General features: G+C 46.3%; 15 protein-coding genes. 1 reads left to right on the top strand and 14 read right to left on the bottom strand.

All coding sequences use genetic code 11. The features are described 5' to 3' along the window. Positions 1–18 precede the first annotated feature (18 nt). From V8Q34_RS18785 to V8Q34_RS18795, 3 genes are all read right to left on the bottom strand, one after another. A complete protein-coding gene (locus tag V8Q34_RS18785) occupies positions 19–555 on the bottom strand; it encodes a flavodoxin family protein (RefSeq protein ID WP_033140778.1) in 537 nt (178 codons plus the stop codon). Positions 556–721: 166 nt separating this feature from the next. Beyond that, a complete protein-coding gene (locus V8Q34_RS18790; RefSeq protein ID WP_335836099.1) occupies positions 722–2,449 on the bottom strand; it encodes an adenine deaminase C-terminal domain-containing protein in 1,728 nt (575 codons plus the stop codon). Positions 2,450–2,464: 15 nt separating this feature from the next. After that, positions 2,465–3,769, bottom strand: a complete 1,305-nt coding sequence (locus tag V8Q34_RS18795; RefSeq protein ID WP_033140776.1) for an NCS2 family permease — start codon at positions 3,767–3,769, stop codon at positions 2,465–2,467. 217 nt (positions 3,770–3,986) lie between these two features. Here V8Q34_RS18795 and V8Q34_RS18800 point away from each other — a divergent pair, with 217 nt between their 5' ends. Continuing rightward, positions 3,987–4,922, top strand: a complete 936-nt coding sequence (locus V8Q34_RS18800; protein WP_227211249.1) for a LysR family transcriptional regulator — start codon at positions 3,987–3,989, stop codon at positions 4,920–4,922. A 104-nt stretch (positions 4,923–5,026) separates the two neighbouring features. Here V8Q34_RS18800 and V8Q34_RS18805 read toward each other — a convergent pair whose 3' ends face one another. From V8Q34_RS18805 to V8Q34_RS18855, 11 genes are all read right to left on the bottom strand, one after another. Then, complete coding sequence (locus V8Q34_RS18805; protein ID WP_335836100.1) at positions 5,027–6,055, bottom strand: Gfo/Idh/MocA family protein; 1,029 nt, start codon at positions 6,053–6,055, stop codon at positions 5,027–5,029. 9 nt (positions 6,056–6,064) lie between these two features. Continuing rightward, entirely contained in the window at positions 6,065–7,042 is a 978-nt protein-coding gene (locus tag V8Q34_RS18810) for a zinc-dependent alcohol dehydrogenase (protein ID WP_227211252.1), read from the bottom strand. Continuing rightward, complete coding sequence (locus V8Q34_RS18815) at positions 7,032–7,940, bottom strand: sugar phosphate isomerase/epimerase family protein (protein ID WP_103732108.1); 909 nt, start codon at positions 7,938–7,940, stop codon at positions 7,032–7,034. The genes V8Q34_RS18810 and V8Q34_RS18815 overlap by 11 nt, the downstream gene beginning before the upstream one ends. A 3-nt stretch (positions 7,941–7,943) precedes the next feature. After that, positions 7,944–8,816, bottom strand: coding sequence for a sugar phosphate isomerase/epimerase family protein (locus V8Q34_RS18820; RefSeq protein ID WP_054352832.1), 873 nt, complete (start codon positions 8,814–8,816; stop codon positions 7,944–7,946). Continuing rightward, the gene (locus tag V8Q34_RS18825) at positions 8,813–10,372 is read right to left on the bottom strand and encodes a response regulator transcription factor (protein ID WP_256139666.1); all 1,560 of its coding nucleotides are present in this window, start codon (positions 10,370–10,372) and stop codon (positions 8,813–8,815) included. Before V8Q34_RS18825 ends, V8Q34_RS18820 begins: the two co-directional genes overlap by 4 nt. Beyond that, entirely contained in the window at positions 10,350–12,218 is a 1,869-nt protein-coding gene (locus V8Q34_RS18830; protein WP_033140769.1) for a cache domain-containing sensor histidine kinase, read from the bottom strand. Before V8Q34_RS18830 ends, V8Q34_RS18825 begins: the two co-directional genes overlap by 23 nt. Positions 12,219–12,235: 17 nt before the next feature. Further along, entirely contained in the window at positions 12,236–13,066 is an 831-nt protein-coding gene (locus V8Q34_RS18835) for a carbohydrate ABC transporter permease (RefSeq protein WP_033140768.1), read from the bottom strand. An 11-nt stretch (positions 13,067–13,077) separates the two neighbouring features. Further along, positions 13,078–13,959, bottom strand: a complete 882-nt coding sequence (locus V8Q34_RS18840; protein WP_225305258.1) for a carbohydrate ABC transporter permease — start codon at positions 13,957–13,959, stop codon at positions 13,078–13,080. Positions 13,960–14,025: 66 nt separating this feature from the next. Continuing rightward, on the bottom strand, positions 14,026–15,417 hold the full coding sequence (locus V8Q34_RS18845; RefSeq protein ID WP_335836101.1) for an ABC transporter substrate-binding protein: 1,392 nt from the start codon (positions 15,415–15,417) through the stop codon (positions 14,026–14,028). Between the two features lie 255 nt (positions 15,418–15,672). Further along, the gene (locus V8Q34_RS18850; RefSeq protein WP_054352851.1) at positions 15,673–16,473 is read right to left on the bottom strand and encodes a protein-ADP-ribose hydrolase; all 801 of its coding nucleotides are present in this window, start codon (positions 16,471–16,473) and stop codon (positions 15,673–15,675) included. 4 nt (positions 16,474–16,477) lie between these two features. Continuing rightward, entirely contained in the window at positions 16,478–17,359 is an 882-nt protein-coding gene (locus tag V8Q34_RS18855; protein ID WP_335836153.1) for an SIR2 family NAD-dependent protein deacylase, read from the bottom strand. Positions 17,360–17,361: the final 2 nt, after the last annotated feature.

A 17,361-nucleotide genomic window follows, 5' to 3' on the forward strand; every position in this document is an offset into this window, starting at 1 on the left:
AAAGCACCCGCCTTTCCGCTATTCTGACACCAGGGATTTTCCTAACCGGTATGCTTTTTCCACACCGTCGGAATGTTCCATATCGCCTTTTGCATCCATCCCGGGAACGGTCAGAATCCCTTTATTTTCCCAGCGCAGATAGGAACAGGTATCCTCATAAGCAGCAACCGCAGAGCGGTAAACACCATCGGAAGCGGAATCCAAAAGCAGCGCTGCATAGCGGATATTGAATCCCTTTTTTGCCCTGGCGTAGAGTCTGTCTATGGCTGCCTTTAACTGTGCACTGATGGAAAACCAGTAAATGGGGGACGCAAAAACAATCATATCCGCATTGTCTACTTTGTCCAGTATCTCTGCCATATCATCCTTCTGCACACACACTCCGTTATGTGTAAAACAGAATTCACAGGCCAGACAGGGGGCGATTTTCATATGCCCGAGGTTTACTTTTTCCACCTGATGTCCCTGTTCCAATGCTCCTTTTATGAAGGCATCTGCCATGATCTCTGTATTTCCCTTTTTGCGGGGACTGCCGTTTAATACTAATATATTCATTCATTTTTCCTCCTGTACCTGTTTCTATCACTATAACATTGCGGAGAAAAAAAGTCACTACGGAGGGTTAAATTGTCTGCTGGAAAATTTTCCGAACGCAGAAATACCCGCCCCGTTTGCGGACAGGACAGGTATTTTTCAGTTGTATTTCATGCAGTTCTGACTGTCATGATTCCTCTATGACCAGAGGCACCACTGCCCCTTTTTCCACATCGATCAGCCCGCAGTCTGTCAGCTTCAGAGCCGGGCTGACCGGCAGGCCCAGGGTACACAGGGACATAATTGGATTGTAGTGTTCATATCCCAGATTCTCCAGGCTCCTTCTCACATCACCCAGCATTCTTCCGATATCATCCGCCGGAAGCTCTGAAAGAATGCCGCATACAGGGAGAGGCAGTTCTGCTGTTATCTGCCCGTTTTCGGCAGTACAGATGCCGCCCTGCAGCTCTATCAGCCGTCTTGCTGCTATGAGCATATCCTCCGGATCAGCACCAATCACCATGAGATTGTGATGGTCATGGTAATATGTGGTGGCCGCCGCACCGCGTTTCAGACAGTTTCCGGTCACGAATCCGTACCCTATATTACCGTTTTTGCCATGGCGTTCCAGCACAACTGCCAGCACGCAGCCGCTTTTTTGCCATTTTAAATGACCGTTTTCCACTTCCATCCGAACCTGCTTTTCCCTTGTCTGGGTGCGTCCGTCTCTTACCTCTATGACACGGACTTTAACGGTTCCCCGGCTTTTTGGTACTTTCGGTTCCAGGTCTTCTGCTTCGATCTTATCAAGGTGCACGGAGTGATAAAATTCAGTGGGAAAACCATAGCGTTTTAGCTGCCTTTTTGTCTCCCCTTTGCAAAAGATCTCCTTACCGTCCTTGAACACGCGATCCGGTTCAAAGGCAGAGACTGCCTGTTCCCTGATAAGCTGGAAATCTGCCTTTCTCCCCGGTGCCAAAGCGCCTCTGTCCCTGAGATTCATACGTCTTGCCGGGGTATAGGAGGCGCAGTAAACAGCTTCCTCAAGGGGAAATCCCATCTCTACTGCCTTTTTCACAATATAATTGAGCTGGCCTTTTTCCAGAAGGGCATCTGCCATAGTGTCATCCGTGACAAAACAACAATGCTCAAAGAGGTTATTTTTTATAATATAATCCAAAATCTCCGGTTTCAGCATTTTCTCCTGCAGTTCCACGAACATGCCGTTTTCAAAACGCTGTCTGATTTCCTCAAGGGTGTGCTCTGTATGGTCACCGTCAATTCCCCTGAACAGGAACTTCGCCAGATCCAGGCCGACAAGAGAAGGGCAGTGGCCCTCAATAACAGCCTGCGGATCTTCCTCTCTAAGGTAATCCAGAAACTTTGTGATCTCCATCTCAGTCCCCTTGACAATCTGGCGGTAATTCATGATTTCCCCTACACAGACAACGCCTTCTTCCCTCATGAGGTGCTTCATTTTCTCAAATCCGATGACACCTCCGGTCGTCTCCAGGCTTTCATTTGTGGAGGGAACACTGCTGGGGATTCCGTAGAAAATATCAATCGGTGAATCTTTTGCCCCGTTGATCATCTCATGGATTCCCTGCACACCCATGACATTGGCAATCTCGTGAGGCTCGGACACCAGCGTGGTAACCCCGCAGGAGGCTGCCCGTTCCCCAAAGGAAACAGGTGTCATCATGGAGCTTTCAATATGCATGTGTATATCGATAAACCCCGGCAGCATCAGACAGCCGCTGCCGTCCAGCACCTCATCCGGAGAAAGCGCATTCTCCTGCCTGGTATCCACATAATAAATCCTTCCATCCTGCACATATACATCAGCCGGCATAAAGCATTTCAGGTAGGAATTGTAAACTTTCGTATTCTTTATGAGTAAATCCGCCTTTTCCACAGGGCACCTCCCATCTTACACAATTGAGTAGAAATAAAGCAGACAGACTGCCACCAGCACCCACATGACAGGACGAATCTCTTTTATCTTTCCTGCTGAGATCTTCATCACCACATAGGTGGGAAGGGCAGCGCAGATGCCGTTGGCAATGTTGTTTCCGAAGATGGTAAATGCAATACATACAAAGGACGGAAATGCCTCTGTAAAATCATGGAATTTGATGTTTTTCATTGCTCCCAGCATATTGATTCCAATGTACATCAGCACCGGCGCAGTAGCTGCTGAGGGAATCATCAGCGCGATCGGAGCCAGGAACAGGGCCAGCCCGAAGAAAACAGAAGTAAACACTACGGAAAGTCCTGTCTTACCTCCTGCCTCCACGCCTGCAGAGGACTCCAGGTATGTTGTCATACTGGGCATTCCGAACAGAGCGCCGAAACTGGTAGCCACTGCATCCACCTTGAAGCATTTGTCAATGCCCGGAAGATTGCCGTCCTCATCCAGATACCCCGCCTTTGCGCCAACCCCCAGCACGGTTCCGAAAGTAGAGAAAAAGTCGGGTACAAAAAGTGCGATCAAAAATGGAATATATGCAAAATTAAGTGCGCCCAGGAAATCCACATGCAGGAACTGCCCGCTGATATTGGCCGGCATGGTAAACAGGCTTTCCGGCATTTTTGTGACGCCAAAGGGAATCCCCACCAGTGTGGTAAGGGCAATGGCCAGAATCATATCTCCCGGCACGTTTCTGGTTTTAAGTACCAGTAAGATCACAAAACCGATGACTGCAACAATAACCGTAGGAGCGGTCAGGTCACCGAATCCCAGGCTTTTCTTCGCTTCATTTGCGATAATAAGACCACAGCTTTTCGCTCCTAAAAGCGCGATGAACAGACCGATGCCGGCACTCACCGCGTGTTTCAGACTGACGGGAATGACTTTCACTACAGCTTCTCTGAGTCCCAGAAAAGAGATTGCAATAAACAGCACGCCGCTCCAGAAAATAACACCGGAAGCCACATCAGGCGCAATGCCGTCGTTAGCTATCATTGCTGTCACAATACCCACACTGCCCAGTCCCGGGGCAAGCGCAAACGGCCGGTTCGTGTAGAATGCCATCGCACAGGTTGTAAGGATGACCAGTAAGATCAGCACCGTGAACATTACGTGCTTGTCCAGTCCTGCGGACTCCATCATGTTGGGCACTGTTGCCAGAACATAGGCCATGGTCACAAATGTAGTCAGACCGGCCAGAAGCTCTGTTCTGACATTGGAATGAAACTCTGATAATTTAAATTGTTTTTCCAACCACTGTTTCATATAGATTTTCTCCTGCCTTTCTCAATCGTATAACTCCTTGATTCTTTTCCATTTTCATTGTATGATAACCGTAATCGGAAGTCTAATTCATCTTAACTATAAATTCTATTCCAAAGTGGAATAGTGCCCCCAAAAACCATATCCGGCATAGGACCCGGTACCTTGCTGTACCATCCGGTATTCCAGCCATTCGCTGAGAAGAGGTCAGGAGAAATCTATGAATATCCACGAATTGAACTATGTGCTTTGTATTGCCAAACATCAGAATATGACGAAAGCCGCCCAGGAGCTTTTTATTTCCCAGCCGACCCTCAGCAAACATCTGGGAAAGCTGGAGCGGGAACTGGGCATCAAACTGTTCAGCAGAGTTGACAACTGCTATATCCCCACTTATGCGGGAAGGCGGTATATGGAATACGCCTCAGGCGTACTGGAACTGACTCATGACTGGGAGAAGGAGCTTGCGGATCTGCGCTCTCTCAATGACGGAGAACTGAATGTGGCCTTTCCCCTCATGCGCAGCTCCTGCATGATACCCAGGATCCTGCCGGCATTTCGCCGGATACATCCCAACATCCGTCTGAATTTTCTGGAGGAGACATATGCGATCCAGGAGCGTCTTCTCACTGACAGCCGGATTGACTTTGCAATTTTCAGCGACGGAAACCTGCACCCCAAGCTGGAATATGAAACTCTGGGCCGGGAAGAAATCCTGCTGGCAGTTTCCCCCCGACATCCTCTGGCGAAAGAGGCCAAATGTAAAGTCTGTCAGGATGGCCCTTATCCCAAGGTGGATTTGTCACAGCTCGGCAGCGAAAAATTCATACTGCATTTTCCGGAGCAGAATACAGGCGCCATAACGGAACAGCTTCTGAAAAAATACGGCATTGAGCCTAAGGTTCCGTTCTATACCCGGAATACCCAGGCTGCACTCCTGCTGGTGCAGCAAAATGAAGGAATCTGTTTCGCACCGGAGACTTACATTAAGAACATGACGTTTTCTACACCGCCGGTCTGCTTTTCCCTTCATGATCCGGATGCCTTTACACGTACCATTATCGCATATCGGAAGGGGGCTTATCTGACCTCCTATGCACTGGATTTTATTCAGATATCAAAGGATTATTTTGGCGGTGATCTGCATAAACGGTAAATGGAATTCCCTTACAGAATGCCCATAGTGCCCCTGAAATATACTTTGGCGCTGCAATCGGCATCCGCATCACGCACCAGGCTGTGCCTGCAGTCCCTTTACCGTCACAGATAAATTTCTCTGCCCTGTTCTGACGATTCATAGATGGCTTTTATCAATTTCAGGCTCTCCAGGGCATCCTCTCCTGTTACCAGAGGCTTTCTGCCCTCTGTGACAGCCTGTACAAAATCCCGGTACTGACGTTCGTGTGAATCTGTGGAAATGGCTGCGTCCTGATGCAGTGTATTTGCTTTTGCAGGATTCAGCAGACAGCTGAACGCCTTGCTTTCCCCGTCTTTCAGCTGATAAAACAACAGTTCATCGTTCCTTATGATAACTGTGCCCTTTTCAGCAAAAACAGCCAGTTCCGCGTACAATCCCGGATAAGCAGTTGTCGTTCCCTCCACAGTTCCAAGACAGCCGTTTGCAAATTCAAGATTAGCTATCCCCACATCTTCTGTCTCGATTTCCTGATGAAGCAGGCGTCTGCACTTTCCGTTCACACTTTTCACTTTCCCGAAAATATCAAGCAGCAGGTCAATATAATGGATGGACTGGTTCATAAGAGAACCTCCCCCGTCAAATTCCCAGGTGCCTCTCCATGGATTTGAAAAATATTCCTCGTCTCTGTACCAGATTGTTCTTGATGCTCCCCATAGCAGCTTGCCGAGTTTTCCCTCTGCCGCCGCCTGTTTGAGTAAAACTATGGGCTTATCAAAACGATGCTGCATAATAACCCCAAGTTCTACTCCGCATTCCCTGCAGGTATCCACCATCTCCTGTGCTCGTTCCACATGAATATCTATGGGCTTTTCACAGATGACATGTTTCCCGTCCCTGGCTGCCTCTATGGTGACACTGCTGTGCATCCCCGAAGGCAGACAGACAGAAACCACTGCGACATCCGGGTCCCGTAACATCTCATGGTAGTCCTTGTAACTTCTGCAGCCCCATTTTCTAACTGCCTCCTCTGTTTTTTCCGCATCACTATCTGCCACCGCTGCCAGATAAGCCCCATCCAATGCGGCAATCACACCTGCATGGAGCATCCCTATAAACCCACACCCGATAACACCAAATCCAAGCTTCTCCATGGATACCTCCTATTCCCTGCACCAGCAAAATGCAGCCAGCATCAGCGGATCTTTTTTACTGAGCAGTCTGTCATAAATCGTCTGCGCACATTCAGGAGCAGCGTTCTCGCTGATGAGCGGTTCCAGTACAATTCTCCTCTGTGCAAGAAGATCTATGATCGTCTCCTCATCTCTCTGATGACTTCTAAAATGTCCGAACTGATCCCTCTCATCCTGTGCCCTATGCATTTCGTGAGCTCCGATGACAGCGATTCCTTTCCTGTGTACATCACGATAAAAATTGACGCCGTCCGTATTTCCCCTTGTGGACCCCAGAAGGACTACACGTCCAAGTGGTTTCACCATTTTAAGTGCTGTATTAACAGCCTGGGGAACTCCGGTAGCTTCGATCACAACATCAAAAACACTGTCGAATGCTTCGTCCTCCCCATTTTCCTCTGTCCTCAAAATCCCGCATTTCTTTGCCAGCACACGCCTCCACTCCACAAAATCAAAACCTGTCACACTGCCCGCCCCTGCACAGAATCCAAGCTGTGCCGCCAGATTTCCAATAGGCCCAAGGCCCAGAACTGCCACTTTATCCCCCAATTGAATATCTGCCTTTCTGATTCCCTGCAGGGAAATAGAGGCCAGTCTGAATGCGGACGCTTCCCGGGGATTTATCTTTTCCGGTATTTTTGTGCATTTTTGCGCGTCGGCGGTGAATCGTGAACAATGTATTTGATTACACACCACCAAATCACCTGCTGCCAGACCGCGGACACCGCTGCCGGCTTCCTCTATACGGCCGCAGCAGCTGTAACCGGGATAATAGGGATATTCGCCCGGCGTATTTTCCATATGGTTCAGCCATGCAAGCTCTGTGCCCGGAGAGATCGTGCTGAACAACGTTTTAATGAGCACTTCGTTCTCACCGGGGGGCTTCACCTCACAGCTCTCCAGCCTGACTTTCCCCTTTTCATAAGCACATATTTTATCAGCTCTCATAATCTTTTCCCCCGTTCTTCTTCCTTCTGTCAATTCTCTCCAGGATATGATTCAGTGCATTATACTGCATGTGAAATGCTTCCGCTCCGTCTTCTGCCCTGTTTTCCCGGATTATTTCCTTTACCGCTCTGCGCTCCAATAATTCCAGCCCTTCAAATCTTGTAAGATGAGGTTCCAATGTAAGGAATCCGTTGTACCCTTTCCCAAATGCATCCCCCAAAATCGTTTCCATACAGCCATCTCCCTGCCCGCAGACAACCGTATCACCATTTTCAGACAATGCATCTTTGATATGGAAATAGGCCACATATGGTTCCAGCATCCGGTATGCTTTTAACGGTTCCTCTTTACACTGCACAAAATTGGCAAAGTCAAAAGCTGCCTGCAAAAAAGGACTGTTCACCTTTTCAAATAATTCCAGACAATGTTCTTTTGTATCTCCGAATATTTCTTTTTCATTTTCATGCAGGGCTTTGATTCCATACCTGCCTAATACCTCTGCCAGCCTGCCTACCTTATCTGCAGCACATTCACTCCACATGGAATGGGAATCTCCTGTGGGAATGTAAAAACTGAATATCCTCACATAACTGCATTCCAATATCTCTGCTATATGTGCCGCATTTTCCGCCTGCAGCATCTGTTCTGCAAACGCTTCCTCGTCACAGATTGGTATTTTTCCAAGCGGGGAACCCAGGGATGAAACTCTCATCTTATATTTTTTCAGTAATGGCAGCACTGTCCTTTTAATCTCCCCGGGTGTATAGCTGCAGATGTTTTTCCCGTCTATATTCCGTAATGCCAGATAAGATATCCCTGTCCTGCCGGCTTCTATAAGCTGCTGTTCCAGATGACTGCTGATTTCGTCTGTAAACCCTGAAATTTTTTCATATTTCATATATCAGTCCTTCTCTACATCCATAAGCCAATGCAGGTATTCCAGATTATGCCTCAGCTTATCGTATGTACTTTCTTCATTTGAAAAGTCCTCCACGGATATGTTTCCCTGATAATTCATCTCTTTCATCACACGAAACAATTTCTTAAGGTCCGCACTCCCCTCTTTCAATGGTGTCCAGCTTCTTTTCCACTGCCGCACACCGTTTTCATCTGTTCCTTCCGGTTTCAGCATTCCGTTTTTAATATGTATATGGGCAATGTAATCCCCCAGCATTTCAAATGCTTTCTTATAATTTTCATACCCCTCATATACCAGGTTTCCCGGGTCATAAATGACCCCCATATCCTCAGGTCTGCATCCGCACAGAAGCCGGTGCGCTGCACTTGCGCTGGCCAGAATATTGTCCATATGGATTTCAAATACAATCTTTACCTTGTATTTATGTGCCAGTGTCTCCAGCATTTTAACATTCTCTCTGGCCTCCTGAAACAACTCTTCATAGTTCCTTGTCTCATCATAATCCGGTGTAAATACACGAACCTGCCTGCACCCCATTATGTCTGCAGCCCGCAGAACCTTCTCTATCTGTTTGTGCTCATGGGGCTTCAAATAAGTGGTAAGTCCAAATACAGCGATTTGCTGCTCCGCACATATCTGTTTTATGATCTCTGCTGTTTCCTCTATCGTCTCTAAATCTAATGTACATTGATTATCCTGCCAGTATCTGTCCTCATAAGCAATATTTTCTTTCTTTTTGTCCGGTAACGGCGCGACCCGCCACTCCACTCCATCATACCCCAGTTCTTTTAATATCCTAACAGCCTCCTTTGGACTGTATTCCGGCATACTCACTGTAAAAACCCCTGTTTTCATCTGCTTTCATCCTCCTTTTTCTCATCAAATTGGTTTCTGTACTCCTGAGGGGTAATACCGATATAACGTTTGAACATTTTGCTGAAATACTTTATATCCGCATAACCCACAAGTGCACCGATTTCATAGATACGCAGTTCCGTATCTTCCAGAAGCCTTTTTGCCTTCTCTATTTTCTTTTGAATAAGACACTCTTTGAAATGGATTCCCTCCACTTCCTTAAATATAATGCTGAGGTATATGGGTGTTGTATTCACATGTTCCGCGGCACTGTCTAGGGATACACAACTGATGTCTCCCTCCATATAAGCGATCACCTTTTTAATCATCTCCCGGTTTTTCCGGGTATTCATCTGCTGCTGGCATGTCCGCAGACATTCCGCCAATGCCGTGTATGCATTTACAAGCTTTGTTTCATCATTATCCGTAATAAAGTCTTCCGGCCCGTCATTAATTTGTATATCCGATTCTGTCATTTTTGCTTTGAGATAACTTACAATATCCCTGTACAGCTCTCTGGAAAAGTTCTGCACCACTCGGTTTTCTGCGTATTCCCTGCTGAAACGAACTATCATAAGCTCTATCAGGGAGGCAAGCTGGATATAGTTTTCCTGCTCCATAGTATCTACAGCCTTGTATCTGATCTTTTCCAGCTCCTTGACGATTCTGCTGTCACTGCCGCTGTAAAAAAGTACTCTGGATGCCTTCGTACCTATTCCCCTGGATTCGCAGTAAGCCGCATAAAAACTCAATTCTCCCTCATATAAACTGCTTATCTGAAATTCCGTATAAAGCTTAAAATCCTCATAAAGCACAGAATAAATCTGTTCCAGAACTGCTTCTAACAGCTCATCCTGCATACCTGTGATCAGTGTGTAATTTCCCGTTTCATCTTCGATACACAGATAGCGGCTGCCTGCCGCCTCACCTAAAATGTCATCCAGCTTTCTGCGTATAAACATCTTCAGATTAGATAACTGTACCGAACGGGAGTATGTGGCAATCGTCCAATATTCCTTTATGCTGATATTGACCACACGGTATCCGGCAAACAGTGAGGCCAGGCCAAGCCGCCGGATTTCCACCTGCAGTTCTGCGGAACAGCCGCCCTCAAAGATCATGTCCAAAACCACTTTTTTCTTTGCCAGCATCAGTGTCTTTTTTTCATCTTCCCTGCGGATTTTCTCCTCTGCGATCTGGTCTATGGACTGCCTCACAAGTTCGACGACTTTCTTTTGATTTATAGGCTTTAAAATATAATATCTCACATTTAACTCAATGGCCGTTTTCGCATATTCAAACTCACTGTAGCCGCTGATAATATACACATGCATATGGGGAAAATCTGTCTTAATGCTTTTTATAAAATCAAGGCCGTTCTCTTCCGCTATTCTGATATCCGTGATCAAAATATCAGGTTCTTCCCGGTACAGAATTTCTCTTGCTTTTGTCACATAGTCTCCCGTAAAAATCTCCAGTTCGGGAAAACGTGCATGGATCAACTGATATAAACCGTTCAGAATATAGTACTCATCATCCACCAATAAGATCTTCATTTCCGTCTCCTCCCATCCTTGCGGGAATCCTGATAACGGATACAGCGCCGTTCCCATTTTCCCCCGGTTCAAGTCTGACCCCATAATCCTCACCAAAGTACATCTTGATTCTGGCATCTACATTTCGCAGGCCATAACTGGATCTTCCGCTTTTCTTTTCCATGGTCTGTTTTTCCGAAAGTCCCTGTCCGTCATCGGCCACCCGAAAAAGAATTTCATGGTTTTCCATCTTCACCGCGATCCAGATATTCCCCTTGCTTCCCTTGGGAATGATTCCGTGGACAATAGCATTTTCCACAAGAGGCTGCAGCGCAACTTTTACCATTTCATATGGGTAGGTCTCTTCCTGAATATCGAAATGATATTTTATTTTTCCCTGATAACGTTCTTTCTGAATCTCAATATAAGCGCTTACATGTGTGATCTCTTGTCTGACGGTGTATATCCGTTCCCCGGAGTTAAGCCCCGTCCGGTAGAACTCAGAAAGGGATTCTATAATATGACATGTTTTTTCATCGTTGCGCTCAAATGCGATCCAGTTGATCATATCCAGTGTATTATAGAGAAAATGCGGATTGATCTGTTCCTCCAATACGCGCAGTTCTGCATCTTTCTTCTCGGTCTCCATGCTGATCTTCTGGTCTATCAGTTCTCCGGTCCGGTTAACCATCTTATTAAATCTCTGGGTAAGATAATTTAACTCGTCTTTTCCCTCATCCTCCACCACAACAGAGAAATTATTCTTCTCTACCTGCTTCATACCTGCAACAATCTGATTGATCGGTTTTTTAATACTGATAAAATACAGCCAGGACACAATCCCTGCTACCACCAGTACAAGTACACTGAAAAATACCATCATTTTAAATATCTGGTTGATCACCTGATAGAACTCCTTATAATCCACCAGTGCCACCATGCGCATGCCGGTTAATTTGGATTCCGAATAGAATACAAGTTTTTTCTCCCTGCCCCCATTCAGAAACACGACTTTAGATTCCGGTTGATCAATCTTATTCTGCTTTAAATTTTCTTTCAGCTCCTTTTCAATATAAGTCCCAATCTGTCCGGGATCTTTATGGGAAACGATCTTGCCGCTTCTGTCAATAAAAAACAGTTCTTCCTCCGAAAACAGTGAACTTGTTTTTTCTCTGTAATTCAAAACCTCTGACAATAAATCTGACAGCAGAAACTGATCGATATACAGATTTACGCATCCCAGATAGTCTGAGGAATACGCGCCCTTTACTTTGGTGGATATGATCAGCGGGTACTGCAGGTTTTTCCTGCTGGGAGGAGAGGAATACTTATCCGTATTCTCCCATTTGAATGCCCCGAGCCACACCTGCCTTTCCTCCAGACTCATGATATGGGAAAAGAGCACACTCTCTTCCAGGCGGCTGTCCGTGAACTGATATGGCTTGTAGGCTATAAATCCTCTTTTATTTATAACTTCCACAGCTATATAATCTTCCAGCTCACCGGCCCATTCGTCCAAAAATTTATAATACTCATTTGTCTGTATAAAATCATCCAATTGTTTATCACTTGATGTTTTCTCCAGCATCTTGATGGTATACAGGCTGGTAGCGATTTTATTTCCCACAGAACTGTATTCCCTGAGACGGTTGTTCACCAGCACATTATAAGAGTCCAATTCCTGCTGCATATTCTCGTAATTACTCAACTGAAAGACTCTGCGCACGGAAAAAAATGTTGCTGTTTCCAGAAAAAGCAGAGGAAATATGACCGCAAAAACCACAAGCAGCAGAAATCGTTTCTGCAGCCCCAGCCGGCGCACTATTCTGATCATTCTGTTGACAAATTTTTTCCAATGCTCTTTCATTCTGCCCTGCGTCCTCCTTATCCCTTAACCGCCCCGGCCATCAGGCCCTGTACCAGATATTTCTGTGCGAACAGAAGAAATAAAAGAGTCGGCACTGTGGCTATCACTGCACCGGCGGAAAGCAGTGACCAGTCAACCAGGTTCTCCTGTACGAATTTCTGCAGTGCCAGGTTGATGGTTTTCAGTTCGTCTGTCTGGATCAGTATCCTTGCCATCATATACTCATTCCAGGAACGGACAAACGTAAAAATCGCTACTGTTGCCAATCCCGGCTTTGATATAGGCAGGATGATCCTGATAAATGCCTGAAACTGGCTGCATCCGTCAATCAGACCGGATTCCTCCAATTCCATGGGCACCGAATCAAAGAACCCTTTCAGCAGCCAGATAGCAAATGTCAGTGAAAATGAGATATATGCCACGATCAGCCCGGCATGGGTATTATTCAGCCCCAGTCCTTTGTATATCATGAACATTGGTATCAGTGTCAGCATCATGGGCAGCATCTGCAGTACAAGAAGAAGCCCTATAAATCCACTGAAAATCTTCCCCTTAAATCTTGAAATCGCATATCCCGCAAACGCGGCGATCAATACGCAGAAAATCATGGCCACAACCGATACAAATATACTGTTGAAAATACTTTTTACAAAGGATTCCACATGAAGTACCTTGCTGAAATTTCCCAGATACACGTCCTGAAATTTGGGAAACATCCCCAGATCACTCATAGCCATTGTCTTTGTTTTCAGAGAAGTCCCGAACATGGAGATAACAGGCAGTGCCAGCAAAAAGCACACTGCAAATGTTACCAGATACATGATCATCCTTGAAATTGCCCTTTTCATTCTGCCGCCTCCTATTCGTTATTCCTGCTGAATTTTTGATTGATCAGACACAGCACTATCATGCACAGAAGCATTAATACGGATGCCGCAGATGCGTACCCCATCTTTGATCTGAAAAATGCTGTGTTATACGCGTATATGGGAAGCACCATAGTATTGCCGGAAGGCCCCCCTTCTGTGAGCAGAAAGATGTTCTCAAACCCATTAAAAGCCCAGATGAGCAGCAGGGTGACTGACACTTTTGACACGGAACGAAGGGACGGAAGTGTTATGTAAAAAAAGCTTTTTATCTTCCCGCCGCCGTCAATTCTGGCTGCCTCATATAATTCTCCCGGGATTCCCTGCATTCCTGCCAGCAGCGTGATCGTCATAAAGGGCAGGTTTTTCCATACCCCTATCATGGTAACTGTAAAGCGTGACATATACCTGGTCGTCAAAAACAAAATGGGTTTCTCAATTATCTTCAGCTCCATGAGCACATGGTTTATCAAGCCGAATTGGTCATTTAACAGCCAGAGCCAGTTTGCAGCCATTACCATAGGCGCGATGACCCAGGGCATCAGTATGACTGCACGGTAAATTCCCCGCCCTTTCATATTCATATTCAAAAGTGCTGCGATCAGCATTCCCAGGACATAGCTGAATACAACAATAGAAATAGCGTAGATAAAGGAGAACGACAGTGAACTGTAGAACTCTTTATCTTTTGTGAGAATATCAATATAATTCTGCACCCCTATGAATTTTTCTTTTCCCGGGCTTAACAGATTGCTGTTAGTAAAGCTCAGCTTAAAACCATCCAGAAACGGATAGATCTGAATCAGCAGGATCACTGCCAGTGCGGGCAAAAGCATAAGATAACCAAGGCGTTTGGATTTTTTCTTTTTCTGCATAGTTATACTCCCTTTACGAAAGGCTGCCTACAGAAAATCTTCTGTGGGCAGCCCCTAAAATGTCTGCTATTCTGCCTGCAGCTCCAGCGCTGCTTCCACATTTCCATTGTCCTCTTCCAGGATTGCCTCATAATCCCGTCTGCCGCTCAGAACCTTTTGTGCCGCATTTCCCAGATAACGTTCCCCGTTGATCTGTCCAAATGCAGGATAGAAATTCTGGATCGGTTCTGTCGCATGTACAAAGGTAGGCATGATCTTTTCATTAACAAGCTTTTCTAATACTGCGTTATCATAGTAAGGATCTGTTGTGATAGATTTCAGTACCGGCGTTTTGCCGCATTTCCCCTCTGTGAACAATGTCTTTGAATTTTTTACCCACCACTCCACAAAGTCCAGGGTTGCCTGCGCATTTTCAGAGTCTTTGTTATATGCCGCTATACTGTTTGCCCAGTACACAGTCTGCGGTTTGTCCGCTGACGGTCCCTGCAGGGGATCAAGAATGTCCAGATTATCTTTCAGATTTTCATCCTCAAAAAATCCTATAACAGGTGCCCCATAAAAAATGGCAGCCTGACCGGAATAGAAAAGTTTCTGCGCATCTGCATCTTTGTAGCTGATGGTTGCTTCCGGAATCAGCTCTTCATCCATAAGGGCTGCAACAAACTCCAAACATTCCTGCATCTTAGGTGAAGTAAAATCTGATTTGGCGTCTGCTGTTACGGGACCCACATTATTTCCCACGGTCAGATACATCATAATGTTCTGTGCTCCGCCCAAATCCCCGGCTGTCACAAGCGGAAAGACATCTGGATTTTTCTCCTTCAGCGTGCGAAGCACATCCAGTAATTCCTCCCATGTAGACGGAAGTTTCTCAATTCCTGCCTCCTTGAACATATCCGTCCGATATGTAAAAATCCTTGTATCACACTGCCAGGGAAGCGCAATATACTCGTCTTCAAGTTTGTTTGTTTCCAGTATCCCCTCCATCATATCATCCAGGATCGGATCCTTTTCGCTCTGCCATTTTTCTACAATAGGGGTAAGCGGCATGATTTCCCCCATGGTCGCAAACTGCATTGGAGTCTGAGATCCTGCCGTGGCTACATCCGGCCCTGTTCCGCTGGTGATCGCCGTCAAAAATGTCTGATAGTAGTTATCCCAGGGCACACTCTGATATTCTACTTTCACATTGGGATTTTCCTGGTTGTACTGGTCCACCAGTGCTTCCGCGGCCACATCGTACACACCTGCTTCTCCCCACATCATATCCCAGAACGTAATTTTGGCTGTCTCCCCTGATTCTTTTTCTTCCTCCTCTTTTTTCTGCGTATCATTGCTCTCTGTATTGACTTTTTCTTCTGAATTTTTATCTTCGGATGCAGAATCCCCACCGCATCCTGCCAACAGAAGGCTGACTGCTGCACTGGCTGCAAGCAGCATACTTAATCTTTTTTTCATACCTTTTCTCCTTGTTCGTACCTGGTATAGTTTTTTTTGTCCATTTCATTATTTAATAATTCTGATGCGCATCAAAAATTGTTAAATCTTTTATCTAAAAAAATTATATTATATAATCTTTCTTTCGTATAGTAAGAAAAAGTTTATAGAAGTTTTTGACAACTAAGTAATTCCCCCTATATCGCATGAAATCTTATACACGCACACAAAAACCGCCTGCCCTGTATCAGGCAGACGGTTCCGTCATGCTGGAAATTATAATGTTTTCAAAATCTCTTCATATATCCTTAAATCCTCATCCTTAAACACATTAAACACCACCCTCTCCATCCCGCTGTGCCCCAGCCACTCTCCCACGGTCTTCACTGCGATCTCCGCGGCCTTATGGTTGGGGAAATGAAATTCCCCGGTGGATATACAGCAGAAAGCTACGCTTTTAAGGCCCTTCTCCTCAGCCAGACTGAGACAGGATTTGTAGCAGGATGCGAGCTGCCGGCAGTGGTGTTTTGTAAGGTTCTCATAGACAATGGGGCCCACTGTATGCAGAACATATTTACAAGGCAGGTTGTATGCTCCTGTGATCTCTGCCTCTCCGGTGGCCTCCTCATGCCCCTTTCTCTCCATAAGCCTGCTGCATTCCTCCCGCAGTTCTATACCTGCCGCAGAGTGTATGGCATTATCGATGCACCCGTGGCAGGGAACAAAGCACCCCAGCATCCGGGAATTGGCAGCGTTTACAATGGCATCCACGGATAATCTGGTGATATCCCCCTGCCACAGGGATATTCTGGTGCTGTTCTGTCCGGTTATGCCGTATGCCTCACGAATCGTGGGAATGTGCTCCACATCCACAATCCCCTTCTCCCAAGCCTCCTTCTGCAGAAAAGCATCCTGTATTTCCAGAAATTCCGCCGAGACGTGACCCGGCATACGGATGTTCATGAGTGAACGCAGTGTGGCGCGCCGTTCTGCCTTTTCCACCCGCAGGCCCCGGTACTGAACGGAATCCTCACATAAATAATGGATCAGATAATCCAAACGCTCTTCCTGGGTCATATCCTTAGCTCTCATCTTCCATTCTCCTCTTCCAAACGCTCAGGATCCTGCCGATATCTTCACTGATACAGACAGACTTTCCCTCTATTTCCTGCGGCGCATAGGCTTCCCCCAGATTGATGCACCCATACACCGCCTCCGGCCATTGGCTGGTAAGGCGCCAAAAACTGAACTTGATGATACCGGGTGTATTCATCCCGCAGCCCAGCTCCAGAAATAAGACCCTGCTTCCTTTACGGGTCTCCAAAAAATTCTCATACCGCCCGCAGGCTTCGTGCCATCCCTCATCCTCCACAAACGTGCTGTCTGCTCTCAGATTCATAGTCATGGGCTTTTTGCAGACAGGGCAAAGCGGAATCAGTTCACCCGGAATGCGCATATCCTTCTGTTTGGCGATCATGCGGCGCACGGTCTCCTCATTATCATAGGTTTTCTTATGGCACGGTACGGAACACTGCCACAGCCCAAAGTCCCCCTGGGTATAGAAAAGCCGCTTCTTGTCAAACCCGGCTCTCTGAAAACAATGGTCCACATTTGTGGTCAGCACAAAATAATCCTTATCCTTTACTAACTGAAGCAGATCCGTATAGACCGGCTTCGGCACCTCCCGGTACCGGTTCAGGTAAATATATCTGCTCCAATAAGCCCAATATTCTTCCAGGGACTCATAGGGATAAAAACCTCCGCTGTACATATCATGAAACCCGTACTTCACCTCAAAATCACGGAAGTTTTCCCGGAACCTCTCCCCGGTGTATACAAATCCGGCAGAAGTGGAAAGTCCGGCTCCGGCTCCGATCACCACCGTCTCGGCTGTCCGCAGTTCACGGTACAGATTTTCCTCTTTCTTCTCCTCTTTTCTGTTCAAAGCGTTCAAAGCCTCCATCA

Source organism: Blautia sp. JLR.GB0024, from assembly GCF_037000545.1.
GTDB classification, from domain to species: domain Bacteria; phylum Bacillota; class Clostridia; order Lachnospirales; family Lachnospiraceae; genus Blautia; species Blautia celeris.

Bases quoted from the DNA above. Each gene is read 5' to 3' on its own strand.
- V8Q34_RS18810 (WP_227211252.1), bottom strand. From the start codon at position 7,042: ATGAGAGCTGATAAAATATGTGCTTATGAAAAGGGGAAAGTCAGGCTG.
- V8Q34_RS18820 (WP_054352832.1), bottom strand. From the start codon at position 8,816: ATGAAAACAGGGGTTTTTACAGTGAGTATGCCGGAATACAGTCCAAAG.
- V8Q34_RS18845 (WP_335836101.1), bottom strand. From the start codon at position 15,417: ATGAAAAAAAGATTAAGTATGCTGCTTGCAGCCAGTGCAGCAGTCAGC.
- V8Q34_RS18795 (WP_033140776.1), bottom strand. From the start codon at position 3,769: ATGAAACAGTGGTTGGAAAAACAATTTAAATTATCAGAGTTTCATTCC.
- V8Q34_RS18800 (WP_227211249.1), top strand. From the start codon at position 3,987: ATGAATATCCACGAATTGAACTATGTGCTTTGTATTGCCAAACATCAG.
- V8Q34_RS18785 (WP_033140778.1), bottom strand. From the start codon at position 555: ATGAATATATTAGTATTAAACGGCAGTCCCCGCAAAAAGGGAAATACA.
- V8Q34_RS18835 (WP_033140768.1), bottom strand. From the start codon at position 13,066: ATGAAAAGGGCAATTTCAAGGATGATCATGTATCTGGTAACATTTGCA.
- V8Q34_RS18815 (WP_103732108.1), bottom strand. From the start codon at position 7,940: ATGAAATATGAAAAAATTTCAGGGTTTACAGACGAAATCAGCAGTCAT.
- V8Q34_RS18825 (WP_256139666.1), bottom strand. From the start codon at position 10,372: ATGAAGATCTTATTGGTGGATGATGAGTACTATATTCTGAACGGTTTA.
- V8Q34_RS18855 (WP_335836153.1), bottom strand. From the start codon at position 17,359: ATGGAGGCTTTGAACGCTTTGAACAGAAAAGAGGAGAAGAAAGAGGAA.
- V8Q34_RS18840 (WP_225305258.1), bottom strand. From the start codon at position 13,959: ATGCAGAAAAAGAAAAAATCCAAACGCCTTGGTTATCTTATGCTTTTG.
- V8Q34_RS18805 (WP_335836100.1), bottom strand. From the start codon at position 6,055: ATGGAGAAGCTTGGATTTGGTGTTATCGGGTGTGGGTTTATAGGGATG.
- V8Q34_RS18830 (WP_033140769.1), bottom strand. From the start codon at position 12,218: ATGAAAGAGCATTGGAAAAAATTTGTCAACAGAATGATCAGAATAGTG.
- V8Q34_RS18850 (WP_054352851.1), bottom strand. From the start codon at position 16,473: ATGACCCAGGAAGAGCGTTTGGATTATCTGATCCATTATTTATGTGAG.